We start from the raw sequence: 20201 nt of genomic DNA, 5'->3' as shown, positions 1-20201 counted from the left end.
TGGCTGGGCGGCTTTTCTAATGTGATTGCAGCGCCTTAGAACGGTGCTTCCAGATCGCTGAGGCGGACATAGACCGTCTTCAACTCGGAATAATGTTCAATCGCCGCTTTCGAGTTTTCGCGCCCCACACCCGAAGCTTTCGAGCCCCCAAACGGCGCCTCGACCGGCGCGTCGTTATAGGTGTTGATATAGCAGGTGCCGGCCTCGAACCCAGCAACCACGCGGTGCGCGCGGGTCAGGTCGTTGGTGAAGACGCCAGCGGCCAGACCGAACTCGGTATCATTGGCGCGGGCCATGACCTCGTCCTCGTCCTCGAAATCCAGAACAGACATCACGGGGCCAAAGATTTCCTCGCGGGCGATGGTCATTTCGTCGGTTACGTCGGCGAATACGGTGGGCTGCAGATAGAAGCCGTCACCGTCGATGCGCGTACCGCCATAGGCCAGACGCGCGCCCTCTTCCTTGCCCTTCTCGATGTAGTTCATCACGATGTTCAACTGTCCTTCGCTGACCATCGGGCCGAACGAGGTTTCCGGGTCCAGCGGGTCGCCAATCACAGCGCCGTCCAGACGTTCGGCCAGACGCTTCAGAAAGGCTTCCTTGATGCCTTTCTGCACAAACACGCGCGTGCCGTTCGAGCAGACCTGACCCGAGGAATAGAAGTTGCCCAGAATGGCGCCCGACACGGCGTTGTCCACGTTGGCATCATCAAAGACGATCATGGGCGACTTGCCACCCAATTCCATCGTGACATGCTTCAGACCTGCGGCGGCGGCAGCATAAACTTTGCGGCCCGTCGGCACGGATCCGGTCAGCGAAACCTTCGCCACGCGGTCGTCGGTGACCAGCGCGGCGCCCACATCGCCGTAACCCTGAATGACGTTGAAAATGCCCGCAGGCGCACCCGCTTCGATCAGGATCTCGGCCACTTTCAGCGCCGACAGAGGCGTGGTTTCGGACGGTTTGAAGATCGAGCTGTTGCCGCAAGCCAGCGCAGGCGCTGCCTTCCAGCAAGCGATCTGGGTCGGATAGTTCCATGCACCGATGCCCACACAAACGCCAAGCGCCTCGCGGCGGGTATAGACGAAATCGCCGTCCGGCATCGGGATGTGTTCACCGGTCAGCGACCCAGCCAAACCACCGAAATACTCCAGCGCATCCGCGCCCGAGGTCGCGTCCGCCACGCTGGTTTCCTGATAGGGCTTGCCGGTGTCCAGCGTTTCCAGAACCGACAGATCATGGTTGCGTTCACGCATAATATCAGCGGCGCGGCGCAGGATGCGGCCCCGCTCGGTCCCGGTCATTGCGGCCCAGTCCTTCTGGGCGGCCAGCGACGAGGTGATTGCCTGCTCGATGATCGCGGGCGTTGCAGAATGCAGTTTCGCGATGACCTCGCCCGTCGCCGGGAAGATCACGTCGATTTCAGCTCCGGCCGTGTCTTCCACATAGGCGCCGTTGATGAAATGGCTGGCTTGAGGTTGTGCGCGCATGTTGCACCTTTCCAGTTTTTCCCGACACTTGGGCGGGACGTCAGTTCAGTTTGGCCCGGTTGTGTCAGATGTGACATCCGGCTGCTATTCAAAAGGCGACAGAGTAAGGGCAGCGCGCGCCGTTGACGTAACGCACAGTTTTCGCTCACCCCTGTAAATTAGGGACAGATCAGCCCTTAAAGCCCATCGCGACCACGAATTTTTCCGAGCTGTCCGAGCGGCTGGACGGCGGCTTCACGTTCATCACCTTGTTGAACTTGGTCTTCAACAGTTTCTGAAGCTCACCTTCAGCCCCGCCTGCCAGCACCTTGGCAACAAAGGTGCCGCCTTCGTCCAGCACGTCGAAGGCGAAATAGGCTGCGGCCTCGCACAGCGAAATGATGCGCAGGTGGTCGGTTTGTTTGTGACCCGAGCTGGCGGCCGCCATGTCGGACATCACCACGTCGGCTTTGCCACCCAACCACTCGCGCACCACTTGGTCCGCGTCATCTTCCATGAAGTCCAGCTGTTCGAACCGGGCACCCGCCAGCGGCTCGACCTCTTGCAGGTCGACGCCCAGATATGTGCCGATGCGTTTGCCGGACTTCTCGCCCAACGCGTTGATGCGCGGCACGGCGACTTGTGCCCAGCCCCCCGGCGCACAGCCCAAGTCCACCACGCGTGCGCCGTTCACGAGGAACCGGAATTTATCATCCAACTCCATGATCTTATAGGCCGCGCGGCCGCGATAGCCCTCGGCCTGCGCACGCTGCACATAGGGATCATTGAGCTGACGCTGCAACCACCGCGTCGACGAACTACGCCGCCCCCGCGCGGTTTTTACCTTCACCGTCAGATCGCGTTGCCCCCGACCCGAGCTTTTGCGCGTGCGCTTTGAATACTTGTTGCCGCCCCCTTGGGAGCCGCCGGAGTTACCACCGTCTTGAGACATCAGAAAGGTCCGCCTTCCAACACGCCGTCCGAGGACATTTGAGAATAAAGGATGCCTTCTCTAAGGCCACGATCCGCAACTGACAAGCGATCTGTCGGCCAGACGCGCAGAAGCGCCTGCAAAATCGCCGATCCGGACATGATCAACGATTGCCGATCCCGCCCGATATGCGAGTTCACCCGCCGTCCCTTGGGCCCCATCGCCAGATAGCCCTGAATCACGCGCTCGATCTGTTCGGACGTCATCCGCAGCCCGTCCACACGGGTGCGGTCATAGCGGCGTAGCCCCAGATGGGTCGCGGCAACGGTCGTGACCGTGCCCGAGGTACCGATGATCTGGAACCCTTCGCGCGGGGGTTCGTGGTGGAAGGGGCTGAACTCGGCCAGTTGTTCTTCGAAATGGACCGACATCAGGGCATAGCGGCCCGCGTCGTCTTCCACATCATCAAACATCTCGCGCAATGTCGCCACGCCCAGCGGGACGGAAATCCAGTCGACCACGCTGGCGGCCGGGAAGTCGCCAACGCCGCCCGAAAACCCGCGCCCCATCCGCATGATAGACTGCGCGCGATCCAGCGGCGGGACTTTCGACAGGTCGATCCAGACAAGCTCGGTCGAGCCGCCGCCGATATCGACGACCAAAAGCTGTTCGGTCTTGGTAGACACAAGCGGCGCGCAGGACACCACGGCCAGACGCGCTTCTTCCTCGGGCTTGATGATTTCCAGATCCAACCCGGTTTCACGCCGGATATTGGCCATGAAGGCCTTGCCGTTGGTCGCACGGCGGCACGCCTCGGTCGCGACAAGGCGCATCCGCTTCACATCATGCTTGATCAGTTTCTTGCGACAAATCCGTAGTGCCTGAATGGTGCGCGACATAGATGAACGGCTGAGCCGCCCCGAGGCTTCAAGCCCCCGGCCCAATTGCACGGATTTCGAGAAGCTGTCCACGACATGAAACTGACTGCCCTTTGGCTGGGCAATCAGCATGCGACAACTGTTTGTGCCGAGGTCCAGAGCCGCGTACAGGCTGGCCGGATCCACGGGGGATGGCGCGGGGGTCTCTACCGCTTTCGGGAACGCGCCCGCACCTTTGGGACGCTTGGGCGTCATAGGTTACGCCCTCCATTTCAAGTTACCCTCAAGATAGGGTGCATGGCCGGTGCTGGCAATCCCTGCGGACAGCAAATGTAACGCTCTCATGTCATAATCAACATGAAAGGTTTTCACGGCGCGTGGCATAGCCTCTGCCGCTCGTTTTTCGTATGCCTTTGGCGCGGAACGTCCGAACGCGACCCCCGTGAAGCCTGTGAAGTCGCTTGTGAAACGCGGCGTGTCGAAAATCGACACAAGGCACGGGTCATGCGCGACTACGAATAGAGGACGAAGAAAAGGGAGAATCGCAATGCCAGACGTCACCATCGTTTATTGGAGGGATATCCCCGCCCAGGTGATCGTGGGCAAAGGGCGCCGTGGGACCAAAGCCCCCCTGCCCGAGCGGTTCGAACAGGCCATTGACCGGGCCGCCATGAAGGTGAACGCGAAAGACAGCGACGCCTATCTGGCGGAATGGCGCAAGGCTGACCCCTTCTCTGTCGAAGGTGACCCGCAAGAGATCGCGACGGCCGAGGCTGCGCGTTTGGACGCGGAATATGACAACGAGCGTTTGCGCGCTCTGATTGGCAACGACGGATGGGCTTGATCCCACCCTCTATCAAGGAGGCAGCCATGGCGCTGTTGAACTTCCGCAAGAAGCCGACCGAAGGTCAGGCCAATGCCGCATCCCCCGAACTTCAGGCCTTCCTGAAGGGCTATTCGATTGAAGTCATGCCACGCACGGCAGGCAAAGTTGAAGACTTCCGTGATCTTCTGCCCGAAGGCACGCGTGTCTATATCGCCCATATCGAAGGTACGCCGATCGAGGACATGGTCGCCACCGCAAAACGCCTGAAGGAAGAAGGCTTCGACGCGATGCCGCATTTCCCGGCGCGTATCATCAAAGACAAAGCCACTCTGGCCGACTGGATTGCCCAGTACCAAGGTGAAGCTGACGTCAAACAGGGCCTGATCCTGGCTGGTGGCGTGGCCGAGCCCCATGGCGAGTTCGACAGCTCGATGCAGCTGCTGGAAACCGGCCTGTTCGATCAGGCGGGCTTTACCAACCTGCACGTTGCCGGTCACCCCGAGCCGAACCTGGACATCGACCCCAATGGCGGTCGTGCCAACACCTATGCGGCGCTGGACTGGAAGCAAGAGTTCTCGAAACGCACTGACGCCGAGATGGCTTTGGCCACCCAGTTCTGCTTCGAGGCCGAGCCCGTCATCCAATGGGCCAACGAGCTGGCCGAGCGTGGTATGAACCTGCCGATCCATATCGGCATCGCGGGTCCGGCCAAACTGCAGACCATGATCAAGTTCGCCATCGCCTGTGGCGTGGGTCCGTCCCTGAAAGTGCTGCAAAAGCGCGCCAAGGACGTGTCGAAGCTGCTTCTGCCGCACGAGCCGACCGAGGTTCTGAACGATCTGGCGCTGCACAAAGCTGCCAACCCCGACTTCAACATCACCCAAGTGCACTTCTTCCCGCTGGGCGGGATCAAGACCAACGCCAACTGGGCCATCGAGCATGGCGGAGACAACACCGCCCCCGTCAACGCGACCAAAGGATAATCAAGAATGACCCGTACCATCGTCGAAAGCGCGACCAAGACTTCGATCATCGGCTTTGACCAGCCGTTTTCCGTGATCGGCGAGCGCATCAACCCGACTGGCCGCAAAATCCTGAACGAAGAGCTGGAGCGCGACGATTTCAGCCGCGTTGAGGCCGACGCTCTGGCACAAGTTGCTGCTGGCGCGACCATTCTGGACATCAACTCGGGCGCTGTGTTCTCGAACAAAATGGCCGAAGACCCGCGTTATGCCGACAACAACTTTGTCGAGCCCGACCTGATGCGCAAACTGGTCGAGACCGTGCAAGCTGTCACCGACTGCCCGCTCTGCATCGACTCGTCGGTTCCCGGCGCGCTGGAAGCAGGTCTGGAAGCCGCCAACGGGCGTCCTCTTTTGAACTCGGTCACCGGCGAAGAAGAGCGTCTGGAAATGGTTCTGCCGCTGGTCAAAAAGTACAACGTGCCTGTTGTTGCGATCTCGAACGACGACACCGGCATTTCGGAAGACCCGGAAGTGCGTTTTGCGGTGGCCAAGAAAATCGTGGAACGCGCAGCTGACTATGGCATCCCCGCCCACGACATCGTGGTTGACCCGCTGGTGATGCCCATCGGCGCAATGGGCACTGCCGGCCTTCAGGTCTTCGAACTGAACCGCCGTCTGCGCGACGAGCTGGGCGTGAACACCACCTGTGGCGCGTCGAACATCTCGTTCGGTCTGCCGAACCGTCACGGCATCAACAACGCCTTCCTGCCGATGGCCATGGCCACCGGTATGACCTCGGCGATCATGAACCCGGTCGCAATCCCGCTGGGTCCGAAGAAATTCGCAGAGAAACGCGCCGAGATCGAAGCCAAGGGCATCATCATCCCGGACGACATGGATGACGAAACCATCTGCCAGATCTTCAACCTGGGCTCGACCAAGCCGCGTGCAGGTAAGGAAATGGAGGCCATCCGCGCCGCCAACTTCCTGACCAACAACGACGAAGGTGGCGCCAACTGGATCGCCTTCAACAAGCCTGCTGGCGAAGCCGGTGGTGCTGGTGGCCGCCGCGGTGGCCGTCGCCGTCGCGGCTAAGGCTGATACATAAAACACATGCAAAGGCCCGCCATTTTGGTGGGCCTTTTCCTTTTGATGTGTGCCAAATCCACAAAAATCATGGAAAAAACGCGCTTTGACGCCGCTCTGGCTTGCGTCATCTGTGAACTTGCCTATCATCAACCTTGTTCGCTGTTCCGTCCCGGGACATTTTATTTCGGGGACCACGGGGCTTTTAACGCACGAATTAGATCTATAACGCCGGAGTTAAATCCATGAAAGTTACCGCTACGCTTCTTCTGGTTGCGATGACCACCCTTGCCGCTTGCGCCACCCAGCCCGAGCCCGAGCCCATGGTCGTCGCCGAGCCGACCTATGACAAAATGGGCAACCCCATGTAATGGTGGTTTACCCCAAAGAAAGCCCGCGCTTGTCGCGGGCTTTTTTTTGCGCGGATGTTACAGAGCGGATGCAAAAACTGGTCCAGAGATTTGATTTCCCGCAAGGAAACCACCATAACGAGAGCGCTATCTGTCCCAGAACGCTGCGAACAGAAGGACATTGATCGTGTCGAAACCCAACCGCCCTCCGCTTGAAGGGATCACAATTTTGGACCTAACCCATGTTCTGGCGGGACCCTATTGCTCGATGATCCTGTCGGATCTGGGGGCGAAGGTGATCAAGGTCGAGCAGCCCGGTACCGGCGATGACACGCGGCATTTCCCGCCATTTCGCGACGGGCACAGCGCCTATTTTGCGACGATCAACCGCGACAAGCAATCAATTGCCCTGAACCTGAAGGACGAGGCGGATCGCGCCGTCTTCGAACGGCTTCTGGCGCAGGTCGATGTGGTGATGGAGAACTACCGCCCCGGCGTGATGGAGCGGCTGGGCTATGGCTATGACACCCTGTCCAAACGCCACCCGCATCTGATCTATGGCGCCGTTTCGGGCTTTGGCCACACGGGGCCCGACGCCCTAAAACCAGCCTATGACATGGTGGTACAGGCGCGTGGAGGCGTCATGTCGATCACTGGCGAAAAGAACCGCGAACCCGTACGGGTTGGGGCCTCGGTCGGCGACATTGTTGCCGGCATGTTTCTGGGCCACGGGCTTCTGGCCGCGCTCTATCAGCGTGAAAAGACCGGTAAGGGGCAGAAAGTCGATGTGGCGATGCTGGACAGCCAGTTGGCGATCATCGAACACGCGATTGCCATCACCGGCGAAACCGGCACGCCGCCCGAGCCCTCCGGTGCCCGTCACCCTTCTATCGCCCCGTTCGAGACCTATCATACGGCCGATGGATTGATGGTCATCGCTTGCGGCAACGACGTTCTGTTCGGGAAGCTGTGCAATGTGCTTGGCAAACCGAAATGGGCCACCCGCCCCGAATTCGCCAACAACCTCGCCCGCTGTGAAAATGTGCAGCTTCTGCGCCGCCGGATCGAGACCGTAACCCTTGGAAAATCACGCGCGCATTGGCTTGAGCTTCTGACCGCAGAAGGTATCCCATGCGGACCAATTCAGAACGTCGCCGAAGCCATGCAAGACCCGCAAATCCTGGCGCGCAACATGGTCAAACACCTGCCCGCCCCGGATGGTGGCAAGCCGTTCATCGCAGCAGGAAATCCGATCAAGATGAGCAGCCTGGACGACACACAGGATCCCGGCGCTGCACCTCTTTTGGACGGGGATCGTGCCGAAATTCTGGATTGGCTGGCAGAACAAGAGCGCTGATTGCCCAGCACAGACAAAAAACGGCGTTTCCCGTCCATTTATGCCGCAAGCAGGCATTGCGCATGCCGGTGTGTCGCCTAAATTGATGGAAAATCAACAGGAAAGACGCGCGCAATGTCTCAGGATCCTTTGGTCATCTTCACCCCCTCGGGCAAACGGGGCCGCTTCCCGGTTGGCACCCCCATTCTAACCGCAGCCCGCCAATTGGGCGTGGATCTGGACTCGGTCTGTGGTGGGCGTGGCATCTGTTCGAAATGTCAGGTCACCCCCAGCTTTGGCGAGTTTCCAAAGCACGGCGTCACCGTCGAAGAGGACGCCCTGTCGGAATGGAACAAGGTCGAGCAGCGCTATGACGATATTCGCGGCCTCCCCAAGGGCCGTCGACTGGGCTGTCAAGCCACGGTGCAGGGCGACGTCGTGGTCGACGTGCCGCCAGAAAGCCAGGTCCACAAACAGGTGGTCCGCAAACGCGCCGAGGCCCGAGACATCACGTTGGATCCGGTCGTGAAATTGTTCTATGTCGAGGTTGAAGAGCCCGACATGCACGAACCCTCGGGCGATTTGGAACGCCTTGTAGCCGCACTCGAAAAACAGTGGGAGATCAAAGGCGTACGAGCTGATCTTCACATTCTTTCGTCGCTACAACCCTGCCTACGCAAAGGCGAATGGAAGGTCACCGTCGCGGTCCATCTGGGAGACGAAGAAAACCCGCCCCGCGTCATGCATGTCTGGCCCGGTTATCACGAAGGCAGCGTCTATGGCATGGCTGTGGACCTTGGATCGACCACCATCGCCGCGCATCTCTGTGACATGTCAACCGGCGAGGTTGTCGCCTCGTCAGGTCTGATGAACCCGCAAATCCGCTTTGGCGAAGATCTGATGAGCCGCGTCAGCTATTCGATGATGAACGCAAACGGCGCACAAGAAATGACCGATGCAGTGCGCGAAGGGATGAATGCGCTTTTCACCCAGATCGCCGCGGATGCCGAGATCGACAAGCACCTGATCATGGATGTGGTCGTGGTCTGTAATCCGGTCATGCACCACCTGTTCCTTGGCATTGACCCGTTCGAGCTGGGGCAAGCGCCCTTCGCGCTGGCGACCTCGGACGCGCTGCGTTTGCGGGCGATGGATGTGGATCTGACCATCCATCCCCTCGCCCGTCTCTACATGCTGCCTTGTATCGCGGGCCATGTGGGAGCAGATGCCGCCGCCGTGGCCCTGTCCGAAGCCCCGGACAAGTCCGACGACCTCGTACTAGTCGTCGACGTAGGCACCAATGCCGAGATCCTGCTGGGCGACAAGGACGGCGTGTTGGCCTGTTCCTCGCCCACCGGCCCCGCCTTCGAAGGCGCGCAGATCAGTGCAGGTCAACGTGCCGCCCCCGGGGCCATCGAACGCGTCGAGATCGACCCCGTCACCAAAGAACCCCGTTTCCGAGTTATCGGGTCCGACATCTGGTCCGATGAAGAGGGTTTTGCCGCCGCGACCGCTGTGACTGGCGTCACGGGCATTTGTGGCTCTGGTATTATCGAGGTGATCGCCGAGATGCGTCTGGCTGGTCTGGTGGATGCAGGCGGGCTGATCGGTTCGGCCGAGCAAACCGGGACCGAGCGTTGTATTGCAGATGGCCGCACCAATGCCTATCTCCTGTGGGATGGGGACGAAGATCAGAAGCCGATCACCGTCACCAATGGCGACATCCGCGCCATCCAGATGGCCAAAGCGGCGCTTTATTCCGGTGCACGCCTGCTGATGGACAAACGCGGCGTCGACAAAGTGGATCGCGTGGTGCTGGCGGGCGCGTTTGGCGCGCATATCTCGGCCAAGCACGCGATGGTGCTGGGCATGATCCCGGATTGCGAGCTGGACAAGGTGACCTCGGCGGGGAACGCTGCGGGCACAGGCGCGCGCATCGCGCTTCTGAACCGCGCCGCACGGGCCGAAATCGAGGACACCGTCCGCAAAATCACTAAGATCGAAACCGCTGTGGAAGAGAAGTTCCAAGAGCATTTCGTCAACGCCTCGGCCATGCCGAACTCGGCCGATCCCTTCCCGATCCTGCGCTCGGTCGTCGACCTGCCCGAGCCCAGCTTCAACACGGGTGGCGGAGAGGAAGAAGGTGGCGGCCGTCGCCGACGTCGTCGCCGGGGCTAAATCCGATAAGCGCTTGAAATTCCCTGCCCCTTGGCTTAGCTCAAGGGGTAAGGCGGGTGTAGCTCAATGGTAGAGCAGCAGCTTCCCAAGCTGACGACGAGGGTTCGATTCCCTTCACCCGCTCCAAGCCTTCCCCCCAGCGCCACCCGTCGAGGTTTCCATGTTCGTCCACACAGACCCTCCGCTTGTCACACCGCTGACAGCACAGCAGTTGCAACGCGCGGGCGTGCCCGAGGGTTGGAATTTCGGACAAGCGGACCGCGTGCGGTTTCACGAGCTGGACGCGCTGAACCACGTGAACAACATCGTCTATCTGCGCTGGTTCGAGGACATCCGCATCCCTTATTTCCACGCCCATGCGGTCACCAGCTACGACTCGGAAGACGATCCGCAGGTCGTGCTGGCCACCAACGCAGCCCGCTACTTCAAGCCGATGTTTCTGGGCGAAACCTTCGTCGTCACGGCGCGCTGTACCAGTTTCCGCAACAGCTCGTTCGTGCTGGAATACGGCGTCTGGGTTGAAGGCGAGCTGCGCTGTTCGGGCGAGACCGTGATTGTCACGCTGGAACAGGACGGCAAGACCAAACGCCCGCTCAGCCCCGCGGTGATTGCCGCATTGACGGCGGACGGGGCCACTAAGGCCGGGTAAGCCAGTCGGACACGCCGCCGGGCAGATCCGGACGGAAATAGGCGATCATGCGGCCCTCGGCCGGGGCCTCTGCCCCATCCTGCCACGGGGCGACCCCATGTAGCGTGAAGCGATCCAGCAAATAGGCCTCGCCGGGCGTGGCGTGAACTTTGATACGCGGACAGGTCTCGAACACCTCGCGCCGCGCCGCCTGATAGGCTTGGGTGACGTCATGCCGGCGCATTTTCTCGGCGGGCACGTCCGCAAACACCTCTTGCATCGCTTTCCGCATGATCAGATGGCTGCCCTCCCACAAAACCAACAGGCTGGCGCGGTCATCCGTGTGGTTTAGGGGGATGCCGACGACATAGGCATGCGCCTCGTCCACACAGCGCCCGCCGCCCGGCAGCTCGGGCTTTAACCCGTCCAAGTGCGCAGCATCGCGGTCGCGGCGATAGCGAAACCCGGCATCGGTCTCGTGCGGGTCTTTCTGAGGGTAGCCGGGATAGGTGATCGACACCTGCGCCCGGTCCAAGTCATGCCACCCAAAACGGGCCTCGATAAAATCACGCAGTTGGCCGGTCAGCGCAGGCCCATCCCCGATACGTCCCTGCCCGTCATTGGCGATGGCGTTCACGCCGACAAACCATGTGCCATTGGCGCGCAGCCATTTTGCGATCTGGTCGGGATCATTGCGCGTTTCACGCGCCAGCGGTGTGACGTGATCCACCCACGCGGCGACGGCGTCGTCGTAGTCAAACTTGACCCAGCCGTTCTGGTCAAACGCCGAGCGCAGGGCATCTACCATCCCAAAGCCTTCCGCAGCATGTTCAACGCAACGAGTGTCAGGAACACGGCAAATACGCGCTTAAGTGGCTTCGGATCCATTGCATGAGCCAGCTTTACGCCCAAGGGTGCGGTGAACAGGGTCATCGACACGATCAAGACGAAGGCCGGCATGTTCACGGCGCCGATGGTCCAAGGGGGCCGTCCCACTGGGTCGATCTGGACAAACAGGAACCCGAGAACCGAGGGCACGGCGATTAGCACGCCAAATCCCGCAGCGGTCGCCACAGCCCGGTGAATGGGCCGTCCGTGCAGGGTCATCAGGGGCACGCCGAAGCTGCCGCCTCCGATCCCCATCAGGACTGACAGGAAACCCAGAACGGGCGCGAGCATGGCCACTTTTGGGCCTTTAGGCATATCTTCAGCCAGCCGCCAATGGGCTTTGCCAAGCCCCAAATACGCGCCGATACACAGGCCAAGAACGCCAAAAATCGCCTGCAAAACAACGGATTTCAGGCCCGAGGCGATGATCACACCGATCAGTGCGCCCGCGGCAATCCCCGGCGCCCAGCCCTTCAGGATATCCCAATCCACGGCACCCTTTTCATTGTGCGACAAGACCGAACGGACCGACGTCACGATGATCGTCGCCAAAGAGGTCGCCAGACAGATCTGCATCAGTTGGTCTGAGCCATAGCCAAGCGCCGAGAAGGCGTAGAAGAATGCGGGCACCAGCACGATCCCACCGCCAACCCCCAAAAGCCCGGCCAAGACACCCGCAAAAGCCCCGATCGCGGCCAAAAGCGCGGTCATGGGCAAAAGGAGTGAGAGATCAGGCATAGACGGCCTCAGTCGGCAGGGACGTGTTCTGGCACAGATGACAGGGCTTCGGCGACCAACGCAACCCCTGCCCCGGGTTTCGGCGCGCCTTCTGACAGAATGCGCCGCCATTTGCGGGCGCCCGGGCGGCCCGTGAAGATGCCCAGCATATGGCGAGTGATCGAATGCAGACGGAGGCCTTCGGCCAAGCGCGCTTCGATATAGGGATACATCGCCTCGACCACCTCATGCGCTGAGCGTCCGGGGGTGGTGTCGCCAAAGATCTGTTGATCAGCGTCCAGCAGCACGGTTGCCGGGTCGTGATAGGCGGCTCGGCCGATCATCACACCGTCCATGACGTCCAGATGCGCGCGGGTTTCCTCGAGCGTCGTGATGCCACCGTTGATCGACAGATGCAGATCCGGAAAGGCCTCTTTCATCCGGTGCACCAGCGGATAGTCCAATGGGGGGATGTCCCGGTTCTCCTTCGGGCTGAGCCCCTGAAGCCAGGCTTTGCGCGCGTGGATGGTAAAGCGGTTCACACCCGCGGCTTGGACCGTTTCAAGGAAGTCCGGCAGTACCTCTTCGGGCTCTTGCTCGTCTACACCGATACGGCATTTCACTGTGACTTCAATATCTTGCGCCGCGTCTTTCATGGCAGCCATACAGTCCGCCACCAATCCCGGGTTGCGCATCAAGACTGCACCAAAGGTACCCGACTGCACCCGGTCCGAGGGACAGCCCACATTCAGGTTCACCTCGTCATAGCCACGCTCAACACACAGCTTCGTGGCCGCGGCGAGTTCCTTCGGGTCCGAGCCGCCAAGCTGAACAGCCACGGGGTGTTCTTCGGCATTATAATCCAGAAGATGCAGCGCCCCACCCCGCACCAAAGCGGGTGCGGTGACCATTTCCGTATAGAGCAGCGCGTGACGGCTCATCAGCCGGTGGAAATACCGGCAATGGCGGTCGGACCAGTCCATCATCGGGGCGACGGACAGGCGGGCTGCTTGGCGTATGGTCGAATGCGTAGTCATCGCGCGCTACATAGGCGATCCGCGCGCGGGATGCCAGAGGGCGGTCGACCGCCCCCGGCTAATTGGATTTAGCGCGGCGCCATGCGCACGGCACCGTCCAGACGGATCACTTCGCCGTTCAGGAACGAGTTCTCGACGATATGGCGCACCATGCCGGCGAACTCGGCCGGGTCACCAAGACGCGAGGGGAACGGGACCTGAGCACCAAGGCTGTCCTGAACCTCTTGCGGCAGACCGGCGACCATCGGCGTTTTGAAGATGCCCGGTGCGATGGCCATCACGCGGATGCCGTCGCGCATTAGGTCACGTGCCATGGGCAGGGTCATGCCCACCACGCCGCCCTTCGAGGACGCATAGGCCAACTGGCCAATCTGGCCGTCCATCGCCGCGATCGAGGCGGTGTTGACGATTACGCCACGTTCGCCATCATCCGTGACGGGGTCGGCCATCGCCATGCCCGCTGCCGCCTGAGAAGCACAGTTGAAGGTGCCTATCATGTTCACACCAATGACCTTGGCATAGAGGCCTGCGTCATGCGGTTCGCCCTTCGACTGGGTTTTCGCGGCGGGTGCGATGCCTGCGCAGTTCACCATCACACGCTCTTGCCCCAACGCTGCACGCAGGGTTTTGAAGCCTTCGGCAACCGATGCGGCATCTGACACGTCGACCTTCGCGAACGCACCGCCCAGCTTTTCGGCCATGGCCTGTCCGGCCTCTTCATTCAGGTCGAAAATGCCAACTTTGGCACCTGCGGCGGCGAACGCCTCGGCGACTGCGCCGCCCAGACCAGATGCCCCGCCCGAGACGGTGACAACGGTGTTCTCAGAAATCTGCATGGGGAACCCTCCGTAACTGTTGGGTCGGCCCTAGCAAGAATTGCACAAGCGTTCAATAAATCCGACCACCCTGCCCCAGATGACGCAGCGTCGCCTTTAGGTCACCGGTCCCAGCGCGCGCATCGCCGCGTATTGCGTCAGATAGACATCACCGGACAGGTGATCCAAAAAATCCGTACGCTGCAGGCGGTCCATGACGGGGCCTTTGACTTCGGACAGGCTGAGCGTGATGCCGCTGTCCGAGAGCTGCCGGTCCAGTTCCTCGAGCGTTTCAAGCGCAGACAGGTCGATCTCGTTCACCGCCGAGCACATCAGGACCACGTGTTTCAGGCCTCCGCGACCGGTGCGCGCCAGAAGGTAATCCTCGATATAACGTGCATTGGCGAAATAGAGGTTTTCGTCCAGCCGCAGGGTCACCAGTTCCGGGTGGGTCAACACGTTGTGCCGGTCGATGTTGCGGAAATGCTGGGTGCCTGGGACCAGGCCGACCTCGGCGATATGCGGGCGCGAGGTTTTGTAGAGATAGAGCACGATCGACAGGACGACGCCGGCAGAGACACCGATTTCGACACCGAAAGCCAAGGTCAGCAGGATCGTCGCCAGAACCGCGGTGAAATCCGCTCGGTGATAGCGCCAAGTGGCTTTCAGGATGTGGAAATCCACCAGCCCCAGCACCGCCACGATGATGGTCGCGGCCAGCGTGGCTTTGGGCAGGAAATACAGAAGTGGGGTCAAGAACATGGCGGCCAGAAGGATGCCGATGGCGGTGAACGCTCCGGCGGCAGGGGTTTCAGCCCCGGCATCGAAGTTCACCACCGAGCGGGCGAAGCCCCCGGTCACCGGATAGCCACCAGACATGGCCGCCGCGATGTTCGACGCACCAAGACCCACGAGCTCTTGATCCGGAACGATGCGTTGTCGTTTCTTGGCCGCCAGCGTCTGCGCAACCGAAATCGATTCAACGAACCCGATGATCGAGATCAGCAGCGCCGAGCCAAACAGGCTGGTCCATAGATCCGCGTCAAAGCTGGGTAAAGTCAGAGGCGGCAGGCCTTGCGGAACGTCGCCCACGATGGCGACGCCTTTCGATTGCAGATCAAAGCCCCAGCTGACCAGCGTGGTCGCGACAACTGCAGCCACCGGGCCAGCTTTCGCCAAGCTATCTGCCAGACGATTACCAAGACCCAAGGACATCAGAAACGGCTTCAACCCTTTGCGGACCCAGAACAGGAACGCGACCGAGGCTGCGCCGATCACCAGCGTGATCAGATTGGTCTGACCCAAATGCACGAACAGCGACCCGAACAGGTCGATCAGCGAATGGCCATGCGCTTCGATCCCCAGAATGTGCTTCAACTGACTGGTGGCGATCAGTAAACCCGAGGCCGTGATGAAGCCAGCAATCACTGGATGGCTTAGGAAGTTCGCCAGAAAACCCAACCGGAACACGCCCATGACAAGCAGGATCAGCCCCGACAGGAAGGCCAGCGTGATGGCCGCAGCGATATAGTCGGCTTGGCTGGGCAGGTCGAGGTTTCCAACGGCGGCCGCCGTCATCAGGCTGACCACCGCGACCGGCCCGACGGCCAAGGCGCGCGACGTGCCGAAGATCGCATAGGCGACCAAGGGCAGGATCGAGGCATACAGCCCCATCTCGGCCGGAAGACCGGCCAGAAGCGCATAGGCCAAGGACTGCGGGATCAGCATGATCGTGACGATCACCGCCGCCAGCAAATCGGCCGAGAACGCCCCCTGATCATAGCGGCGCCCCCAGTCTAACACAGGCACGAATTGTCCCAGGGCAGCGCCGCGCGCCGCCATAGCCTTGATCGCATTCATGGCAAATTTCCGTTTATTTCAGTGGGATTGGCTTGCGCCACCCCGGATCAGCTGTTTGCGAGCGTCCACAAAATTTCGCACCGTGTGCCAGTGCGGCAATAGGCAAAGACCGGACCGTCCGCTGCGTCCATTGCCGCCTTAAATGGCTCTTTCATGGCGATCGCATCGTCGCGCGAGGCCACCGGCAAGAACGCAGTCTTCAGGCCCACTGCCTCGGCGGCAGACTTCACGTCTTCCCAAAGCGGCTGCCCCGGATCCTCGCCATCCGGGCGGTTGCACATCAGGACGGTGAACCCCTGATCGCGGATGGCTTGCACATCCTCGACCGCAATCTGATAGGCCACCGTGATGGCGTCATCCAGTTTCTTGGTTTGCATTTGAACCTCTTAAAGCGCGTTTACGGGAACCTTCAGGAAGGTTTTTCCGTCCTCATCTGCGGGGGGCATTTCGCCCGCACGCATGTTGACCTGAAGCGAAGGAATGATCAGGCGCGGCATATCCAGTTGCGCATCCCGCTCGGTGCGGAACTTCACGAATTCTTCGCGAGTCTTCCCGGCACCAACGTGAATGTTGTGCTCTTTCTCATCAGCCACGGTGGTCTCCCACTGAATGTCACGGCCATTGGGGCCGTAATCGTGGCACATGAATAGACGGGTTTCGTCGGGCAGCGCCAGAACCTTCTGGATCGAGTCATAAAGAACACCCGCATCCCCGCCCGGGAAATCAGCACGAGCCGAGCCGCCGTCGGGCATGAACAGCGTGTCGCCCACAAATCCGGCATTCCCGATCACATGCACCATACAGGCGGGCGTGTGGCCCGGCGTATGCATGGCAAACACGTCCATATTGCCGATCTTGTAGGTGTCGCCATCCTCGAACAGCGCATCGAACTGGCTGCCGTCCCGCTGGAATTCGGTGCCTTCATTGAAGACCTTACCGAATACGTCCTGCACAACAGTGATCTGGCTGCCGATGCCGATCTTGCCGCCCAGCTTTTGCTGGATATAGGGCGCAGCAGACAGGTGATCGGCGTGGACATGGGTTTCGATCAGCCATTCAAGCTTCAGACCTTCGGACTGGATATAGTCGATGATCTCATCCGCGTGCTCATAGGAAATCCGGCCGGCGGCGTAATCGATGTCCATGACGCTGTCGATCACCGCACAGGCATCCGAGGTCGGATCTTTGACCACATAGGAAATCGTGTTCGAATCCGGCTCGAAGAAGGCTTTCACTTCGGGGATCAGGTCAGTGTTTACGGGATAGTCAGTCATGACATGTCCTTTCCTTGGGGCCCGGAATGGGATCCGGAGTTAGCTTGCTGTTGCGGCGTCGCGCTGTTGAGCGCTGCGCTGGATCATGAAGCGGGCGATGAAGATGCCCACGATGAATGAGGCGGTGAAGATCAGAACGTCTGAATTGCCGGTCGAGATCACGGGAAGCGAGGCACCGGGACAGAAGCCAGCCAGCCCCCAGCCCAGACCGAAGGTGAAGGATCCACCGATCAAACGGCGATCAATCAGCTTGGTGCCCGGCAGGGTAAAGCCATTGCCGAAAACCGGCTTTGGGCGCTTCAGAACCAGAAAATAGCCCGGCGCCGTGACCAGAATGGCCGCGCCCATCACGAAGATCAGGCTGGGATCCCAGATGCCTGCGAAGTCGAAGAAGTTCAGGACTTTGGCCGGGTTGGCCATGCCCGAGATCGAGATACCAAGGCCGAAGATCAAGCCGATCGCATAGATGACTACCAAGTGCATATCGGTCCCTCCTTACAGGCCAAAGATGTGGCGGGTGACGAACACCATCAGGGTGATCCCGGCCATAAAGCTAAGCGTGGCGACGAAGCTGCGCGGAGACAGGCGCGACATGCCGCAGACACCGTGACCCGAGGTACAGCCCGACCCGTAAGTCACGCCGATCCCGACAATGACGCCGCCGATGATCATGGACAGCTTGCTGACGGGCACTTGGATTGCAGGAAACTCCCCCGCGATGAACAGGTAGACAAGCGGACCGGTGACCATGCCCGCCAGGATGGCCGCACGCCACGCCCAGTCGGCCGAGCTGCTGGGTTGCATGAAACCGGTCAGAATGCCCGTCGCCCCCAGAACATTGCCGCGCACCCACATCAGAAGCACCGAGGCCAAGCCAATCAAGGCGCCTCCGAGCGATGCTGCCAGCGGTGTGAATTCAGTTTCGATCATGTCATGCCTCACCAGGATTTCTGTTCGCGTGTTAAACTTAGGGCGCTCATTCGGGCAGGACAAGAGTTACATTCACTTTTTTGAATGTTTTTTCTCTCGACCTTGCGTCAAGCAAAAGCCCCACGCGTCATTGCGACACGCGGGGCCTTGGTTTTCAAGCCAAATCGACGTTACTCGGAGATTGCTTCCTGCACGATTCCATCCAGAAGCGCTTGGACTTTCTGCATTTCGCCTTCTGGATAGGTACGATAGCCAACACGCACCTCGCCATTCGTGTCGGTCACAAAAATGCTGTAGGGGCAGAACGAGATGTTGGCGGCGTCAGCCTCCATCACTTCGCGGCTGATTTTGGCCGAGCAGAACAGGAAGATGTCCGCAGCCTCAAAGATCGTTACGTCCGAGCCCACATCGCCCTTGGTGCGCTCCAGCATATCACCCGTGTGGCTGACATAGTCGATCACCAGCCCCTGCCCCACGATTGCGGTCTCTACCGCGAATGTCGCATCACCGAAGTCGCCATTGAACGCATAGGTGACGGCGTGATCACTCATCTGCTTACCGTGACCGTCCGCAAAAGCCGGGGCGGAAATGGCCGCAGTGGCGACCAGAAGTGTTCCAAGAATCTTGCGCATGTGTATTCCTCCTAAATTGAGGGCCGTTCGCGCGAAGCCCCTTACAAAAACGGGGCCCGGACAACCGGACCCCGCGTTGATCTCAACATATTCGCTCATGCGAATATTGGCAAGGTAATCAGCCAAACATGTCCGAGGTAATCCCGGCATACCAGCCGACGCTTTCCTCGTAGGTGGCCTGACGCAGTTCCGCGTCTTCGCCCACGGCGCTGATGAAGCCGTCAACCTTGGCGATCTTTTCGTCCGTGGCTTCATAGCTTGCGCCCACTTTCACGCCGTCCTCATCACTGATCAGCGACCAGCAGGTGTTGGTGAACTTGGCTGGGAACAGTTTCGACCCGGTCAGCGCCGAACGCACCGCCATCGCGGCCACTTTCGCTTGGCTGTTGGCGGCAAAGCCCGATTTCGGCATGTCACCCTGCGACGAGGCATCGCCCAGAACGTGGATATTTTCGTCCACGCGGCTTTGCATCGTGTGCGGGTTGACCGGTGCCCAGTTGCCCTCGGTGATGCCTGCCATGTCACAGATCTTACCGGCTTTCATCGCCGGAATGACGTTACAGACGTCTACCTTGGTCTCCTCACCGTCGATGGTAACCGTCATGTCATGCGGGTTTACGGACACATTTCCGCCACCGAAATCGCCGCCGATCCAGTCGATCATGCCGTCATAATGACGCGACCAACCGTCTTGGAACAGCGCCATCTTCGAGAACTTCTCTTTCGGGTCCGCGATGATGATTTTCGCCGTCGGGTTCTTCTTCGACAGGATGTTCGCGATCATCGAAATCCGTTCATACGGGCCAGGAGGGCAGCGGAACGGGTTGGGCGGTGCCACCATCGCGAAGGTGCCGCCTTCCGGCATGGCCTCGACCTGCGCTTTCAGAAGTTCGGACTGCGAACCAGCCTTATAGGCATGCGGCATGGCATTCTGATGGGTGACATCCCAGCCTTCAACGGCACCATCAACAAAGTCGATGCCCGGCGACAGGATCAAACGGTCATAGTTCAGCGTGGCGCCACCAGCCAGCGACACAGTGCGTGCCTCGCGGTCGATGCCAACGGCCCAGTCATGCACGACGTTGATGCCGTATTCCGATGCCAGTTTGCCATAGCTATGTGCGATCGAGCCCAGCTCGCGGAAGCCCGCCATATACAGGTTCGAGAAGAAGCAGGTGTAATAGCTGCGGCTGGGTTCTACCAAAGTGACCTCGATTTCGCCCTTCGAGTCCTTTGCGATGTAGCGCGCCGCGGTCGCACCACCTGCGCCGCCACCAACAACAACAACCTTCGGTTTGCCGTGGCCTGCCGCATGCACCATCGGCGCCGTAAGCGTTGTCGCCGCTGCACCGGCGGCCGCACCGCCCATGAACAAACGTCTGTTAATCTTCATATTTTCCT

The 20201-nt window shown here is 60.2% G+C and carries 21 protein-coding genes and 1 tRNA gene; 8 read left to right on the top strand and 14 right to left on the bottom strand.

Going from position 1 to position 20201, the window contains the following annotated elements:
• Positions 1–35: 35 nt before the first annotated feature.
• The 3 genes from betB to Q0677_RS04180 all read right to left on the bottom strand — a co-directional run bounded on the left by betB (position 36) and on the right by Q0677_RS04180 (position 3533).
• Entirely contained in the window at positions 36–1490 is a 1455-nt protein-coding gene (betB, locus tag Q0677_RS04190; RefSeq protein ID WP_298906208.1) for a betaine-aldehyde dehydrogenase, read from the bottom strand.
• 169 nt (positions 1491–1659) lie between these two features.
• Entirely contained in the window at positions 1660–2421 is a 762-nt protein-coding gene (locus Q0677_RS04185; protein ID WP_298906207.1) for an RlmE family RNA methyltransferase, read from the bottom strand.
• Complete coding sequence (locus Q0677_RS04180; protein ID WP_298906206.1) at positions 2421–3533, bottom strand: Ppx/GppA phosphatase family protein; 1113 nt, start codon at positions 3531–3533, stop codon at positions 2421–2423. The genes Q0677_RS04185 and Q0677_RS04180 overlap by 1 nt, the downstream gene beginning before the upstream one ends.
• Positions 3534–3825: 292 nt before the next feature.
• On the opposite strand from Q0677_RS04180, the gene Q0677_RS04175 reads away from it, so the two are divergent.
• From Q0677_RS04175 to Q0677_RS04140, 8 genes are all read left to right on the top strand, one after another.
• On the top strand, positions 3826–4122 hold the full coding sequence (locus tag Q0677_RS04175; RefSeq protein ID WP_133488611.1) for a virulence factor: 297 nt from the start codon (positions 3826–3828) through the stop codon (positions 4120–4122).
• A gap of 26 nt (positions 4123–4148) precedes the next feature.
• On the top strand, positions 4149–5087 hold the full coding sequence (locus Q0677_RS04170; RefSeq protein ID WP_298906197.1) for a methylenetetrahydrofolate reductase: 939 nt from the start codon (positions 4149–4151) through the stop codon (positions 5085–5087).
• Between the two features lie 6 nt (positions 5088–5093).
• Positions 5094–6164, top strand: coding sequence for a methyltetrahydrofolate cobalamin methyltransferase (locus Q0677_RS04165; RefSeq protein ID WP_133488615.1), 1071 nt, complete (start codon positions 5094–5096; stop codon positions 6162–6164).
• 236 nt (positions 6165–6400) lie between these two features.
• Positions 6401–6526, top strand: a complete 126-nt coding sequence (locus Q0677_RS04160; RefSeq protein ID WP_298906187.1) for a hypothetical protein — start codon at positions 6401–6403, stop codon at positions 6524–6526.
• A 166-nt stretch (positions 6527–6692) separates the two neighbouring features.
• Entirely contained in the window at positions 6693–7862 is a 1170-nt protein-coding gene (locus Q0677_RS04155; RefSeq protein WP_298906184.1) for a CoA transferase, read from the top strand.
• Between the two features lie 114 nt (positions 7863–7976).
• On the top strand, positions 7977–10019 hold the full coding sequence (locus Q0677_RS04150) for an ASKHA domain-containing protein (protein WP_298906179.1): 2043 nt from the start codon (positions 7977–7979) through the stop codon (positions 10017–10019).
• A 52-nt stretch (positions 10020–10071) separates the two neighbouring features.
• Positions 10072–10145 (top strand) — tRNA-Gly (locus Q0677_RS04145).
• Between the two features lie 34 nt (positions 10146–10179).
• Positions 10180–10668 carry a thioesterase family protein gene (locus Q0677_RS04140; RefSeq protein ID WP_298906174.1) on the top strand — a complete coding sequence of 163 codons (489 nt, stop codon included), beginning with the start codon at positions 10180–10182 and terminating at the stop codon, positions 10666–10668.
• On the opposite strand, the gene Q0677_RS04135 is transcribed toward Q0677_RS04140, so the two are convergent.
• From Q0677_RS04135 to Q0677_RS04085, 11 genes are all read right to left on the bottom strand, one after another.
• Positions 10655–11455: a hypothetical protein gene (locus Q0677_RS04135; RefSeq protein WP_298906171.1), complete on the bottom strand. Its 801-nt coding sequence runs from the start codon at positions 11453–11455 to the stop codon at positions 10655–10657. The two genes, Q0677_RS04140 and Q0677_RS04135, sit on opposite strands and share 14 nt — an antisense overlap.
• Complete coding sequence (locus Q0677_RS04130; RefSeq protein WP_298906169.1) at positions 11449–12273, bottom strand: sulfite exporter TauE/SafE family protein; 825 nt, start codon at positions 12271–12273, stop codon at positions 11449–11451. Before Q0677_RS04130 ends, Q0677_RS04135 begins: the two co-directional genes overlap by 7 nt.
• A gap of 8 nt (positions 12274–12281) precedes the next feature.
• Entirely contained in the window at positions 12282–13289 is a 1008-nt protein-coding gene (dusA, locus tag Q0677_RS04125) for a tRNA dihydrouridine(20/20a) synthase DusA (protein ID WP_298906166.1), read from the bottom strand.
• A gap of 68 nt (positions 13290–13357) precedes the next feature.
• Complete coding sequence (locus Q0677_RS04120; protein WP_298906163.1) at positions 13358–14125, bottom strand: SDR family NAD(P)-dependent oxidoreductase; 768 nt, start codon at positions 14123–14125, stop codon at positions 13358–13360.
• A 96-nt stretch (positions 14126–14221) separates the two neighbouring features.
• Entirely contained in the window at positions 14222–15964 is a 1743-nt protein-coding gene (gene sulP, locus Q0677_RS04115) for a SulP family inorganic anion transporter (RefSeq protein ID WP_298906161.1), read from the bottom strand.
• A gap of 47 nt (positions 15965–16011) precedes the next feature.
• Positions 16012–16341, bottom strand: a complete 330-nt coding sequence (locus tag Q0677_RS04110) for a TIGR01244 family sulfur transferase (protein ID WP_298906159.1) — start codon at positions 16339–16341, stop codon at positions 16012–16014.
• Positions 16342–16350: 9 nt separating this feature from the next.
• Complete coding sequence (locus Q0677_RS04105; protein ID WP_298906156.1) at positions 16351–17238, bottom strand: MBL fold metallo-hydrolase; 888 nt, start codon at positions 17236–17238, stop codon at positions 16351–16353.
• A gap of 39 nt (positions 17239–17277) precedes the next feature.
• Positions 17278–17721: a DUF6691 family protein gene (locus tag Q0677_RS04100; protein ID WP_298906153.1), complete on the bottom strand. Its 444-nt coding sequence runs from the start codon at positions 17719–17721 to the stop codon at positions 17278–17280.
• Positions 17722–17733: 12 nt separating this feature from the next.
• Entirely contained in the window at positions 17734–18168 is a 435-nt protein-coding gene (locus Q0677_RS04095; protein ID WP_298906151.1) for a YeeE/YedE thiosulfate transporter family protein, read from the bottom strand.
• 170 nt (positions 18169–18338) lie between these two features.
• Positions 18339–18719, bottom strand: a complete 381-nt coding sequence (locus Q0677_RS04090; protein ID WP_298907481.1) for a DUF302 domain-containing protein — start codon at positions 18717–18719, stop codon at positions 18339–18341.
• 199 nt (positions 18720–18918) lie between these two features.
• Positions 18919–20193, bottom strand: coding sequence for an NAD(P)/FAD-dependent oxidoreductase (locus Q0677_RS04085; RefSeq protein ID WP_133488641.1), 1275 nt, complete (start codon positions 20191–20193; stop codon positions 18919–18921).
• Between the last annotated feature and the right edge of the window lie 8 nt (positions 20194–20201).

Source organism: uncultured Aliiroseovarius sp. (genome assembly GCF_947492455.1).
GTDB lineage: Bacteria > Pseudomonadota > Alphaproteobacteria > Rhodobacterales > Rhodobacteraceae > Aliiroseovarius.
This window is presented reverse-complemented; position numbering and strand designations above follow the sequence as displayed.

Bases quoted from the DNA above. Each gene is read 5' to 3' on its own strand.
- betB (WP_298906208.1), bottom strand. From the start codon at position 1,490: ATGCGCGCACAACCTCAAGCCAGCCATTTCATCAACGGCGCCTATGTG.
- Q0677_RS04185 (WP_298906207.1), bottom strand. From the start codon at position 2,421: ATGTCTCAAGACGGTGGTAACTCCGGCGGCTCCCAAGGGGGCGGCAAC.
- Q0677_RS04180 (WP_298906206.1), bottom strand. From the start codon at position 3,533: ATGACGCCCAAGCGTCCCAAAGGTGCGGGCGCGTTCCCGAAAGCGGTA.
- Q0677_RS04175 (WP_133488611.1), top strand. From the start codon at position 3,826: ATGCCAGACGTCACCATCGTTTATTGGAGGGATATCCCCGCCCAGGTG.
- Q0677_RS04170 (WP_298906197.1), top strand. From the start codon at position 4,149: ATGGCGCTGTTGAACTTCCGCAAGAAGCCGACCGAAGGTCAGGCCAAT.
- Q0677_RS04165 (WP_133488615.1), top strand. From the start codon at position 5,094: ATGACCCGTACCATCGTCGAAAGCGCGACCAAGACTTCGATCATCGGC.
- Q0677_RS04160 (WP_298906187.1), top strand. From the start codon at position 6,401: ATGAAAGTTACCGCTACGCTTCTTCTGGTTGCGATGACCACCCTTGCC.
- Q0677_RS04150 (WP_298906179.1), top strand. From the start codon at position 7,977: ATGTCTCAGGATCCTTTGGTCATCTTCACCCCCTCGGGCAAACGGGGC.
- Q0677_RS04140 (WP_298906174.1), top strand. From the start codon at position 10,180: ATGTTCGTCCACACAGACCCTCCGCTTGTCACACCGCTGACAGCACAG.
- Q0677_RS04135 (WP_298906171.1), bottom strand. From the start codon at position 11,455: ATGGTAGATGCCCTGCGCTCGGCGTTTGACCAGAACGGCTGGGTCAAG.
- Q0677_RS04130 (WP_298906169.1), bottom strand. From the start codon at position 12,273: ATGCCTGATCTCTCACTCCTTTTGCCCATGACCGCGCTTTTGGCCGCG.
- dusA (WP_298906166.1), bottom strand. From the start codon at position 13,289: ATGACTACGCATTCGACCATACGCCAAGCAGCCCGCCTGTCCGTCGCC.
- Q0677_RS04120 (WP_298906163.1), bottom strand. From the start codon at position 14,125: ATGCAGATTTCTGAGAACACCGTTGTCACCGTCTCGGGCGGGGCATCT.
- sulP (WP_298906161.1), bottom strand. From the start codon at position 15,964: ATGAATGCGATCAAGGCTATGGCGGCGCGCGGCGCTGCCCTGGGACAA.
- Q0677_RS04110 (WP_298906159.1), bottom strand. From the start codon at position 16,341: ATGCAAACCAAGAAACTGGATGACGCCATCACGGTGGCCTATCAGATT.
- Q0677_RS04105 (WP_298906156.1), bottom strand. From the start codon at position 17,238: ATGACTGACTATCCCGTAAACACTGACCTGATCCCCGAAGTGAAAGCC.
- Q0677_RS04100 (WP_298906153.1), bottom strand. From the start codon at position 17,721: ATGCACTTGGTAGTCATCTATGCGATCGGCTTGATCTTCGGCCTTGGT.
- Q0677_RS04095 (WP_298906151.1), bottom strand. From the start codon at position 18,168: ATGATCGAAACTGAATTCACACCGCTGGCAGCATCGCTCGGAGGCGCC.
- Q0677_RS04090 (WP_298907481.1), bottom strand. From the start codon at position 18,719: ATGAGTGATCACGCCGTCACCTATGCGTTCAATGGCGACTTCGGTGAT.
- Q0677_RS04085 (WP_133488641.1), bottom strand. From the start codon at position 20,193: ATGAAGATTAACAGACGTTTGTTCATGGGCGGTGCGGCCGCCGGTGCA.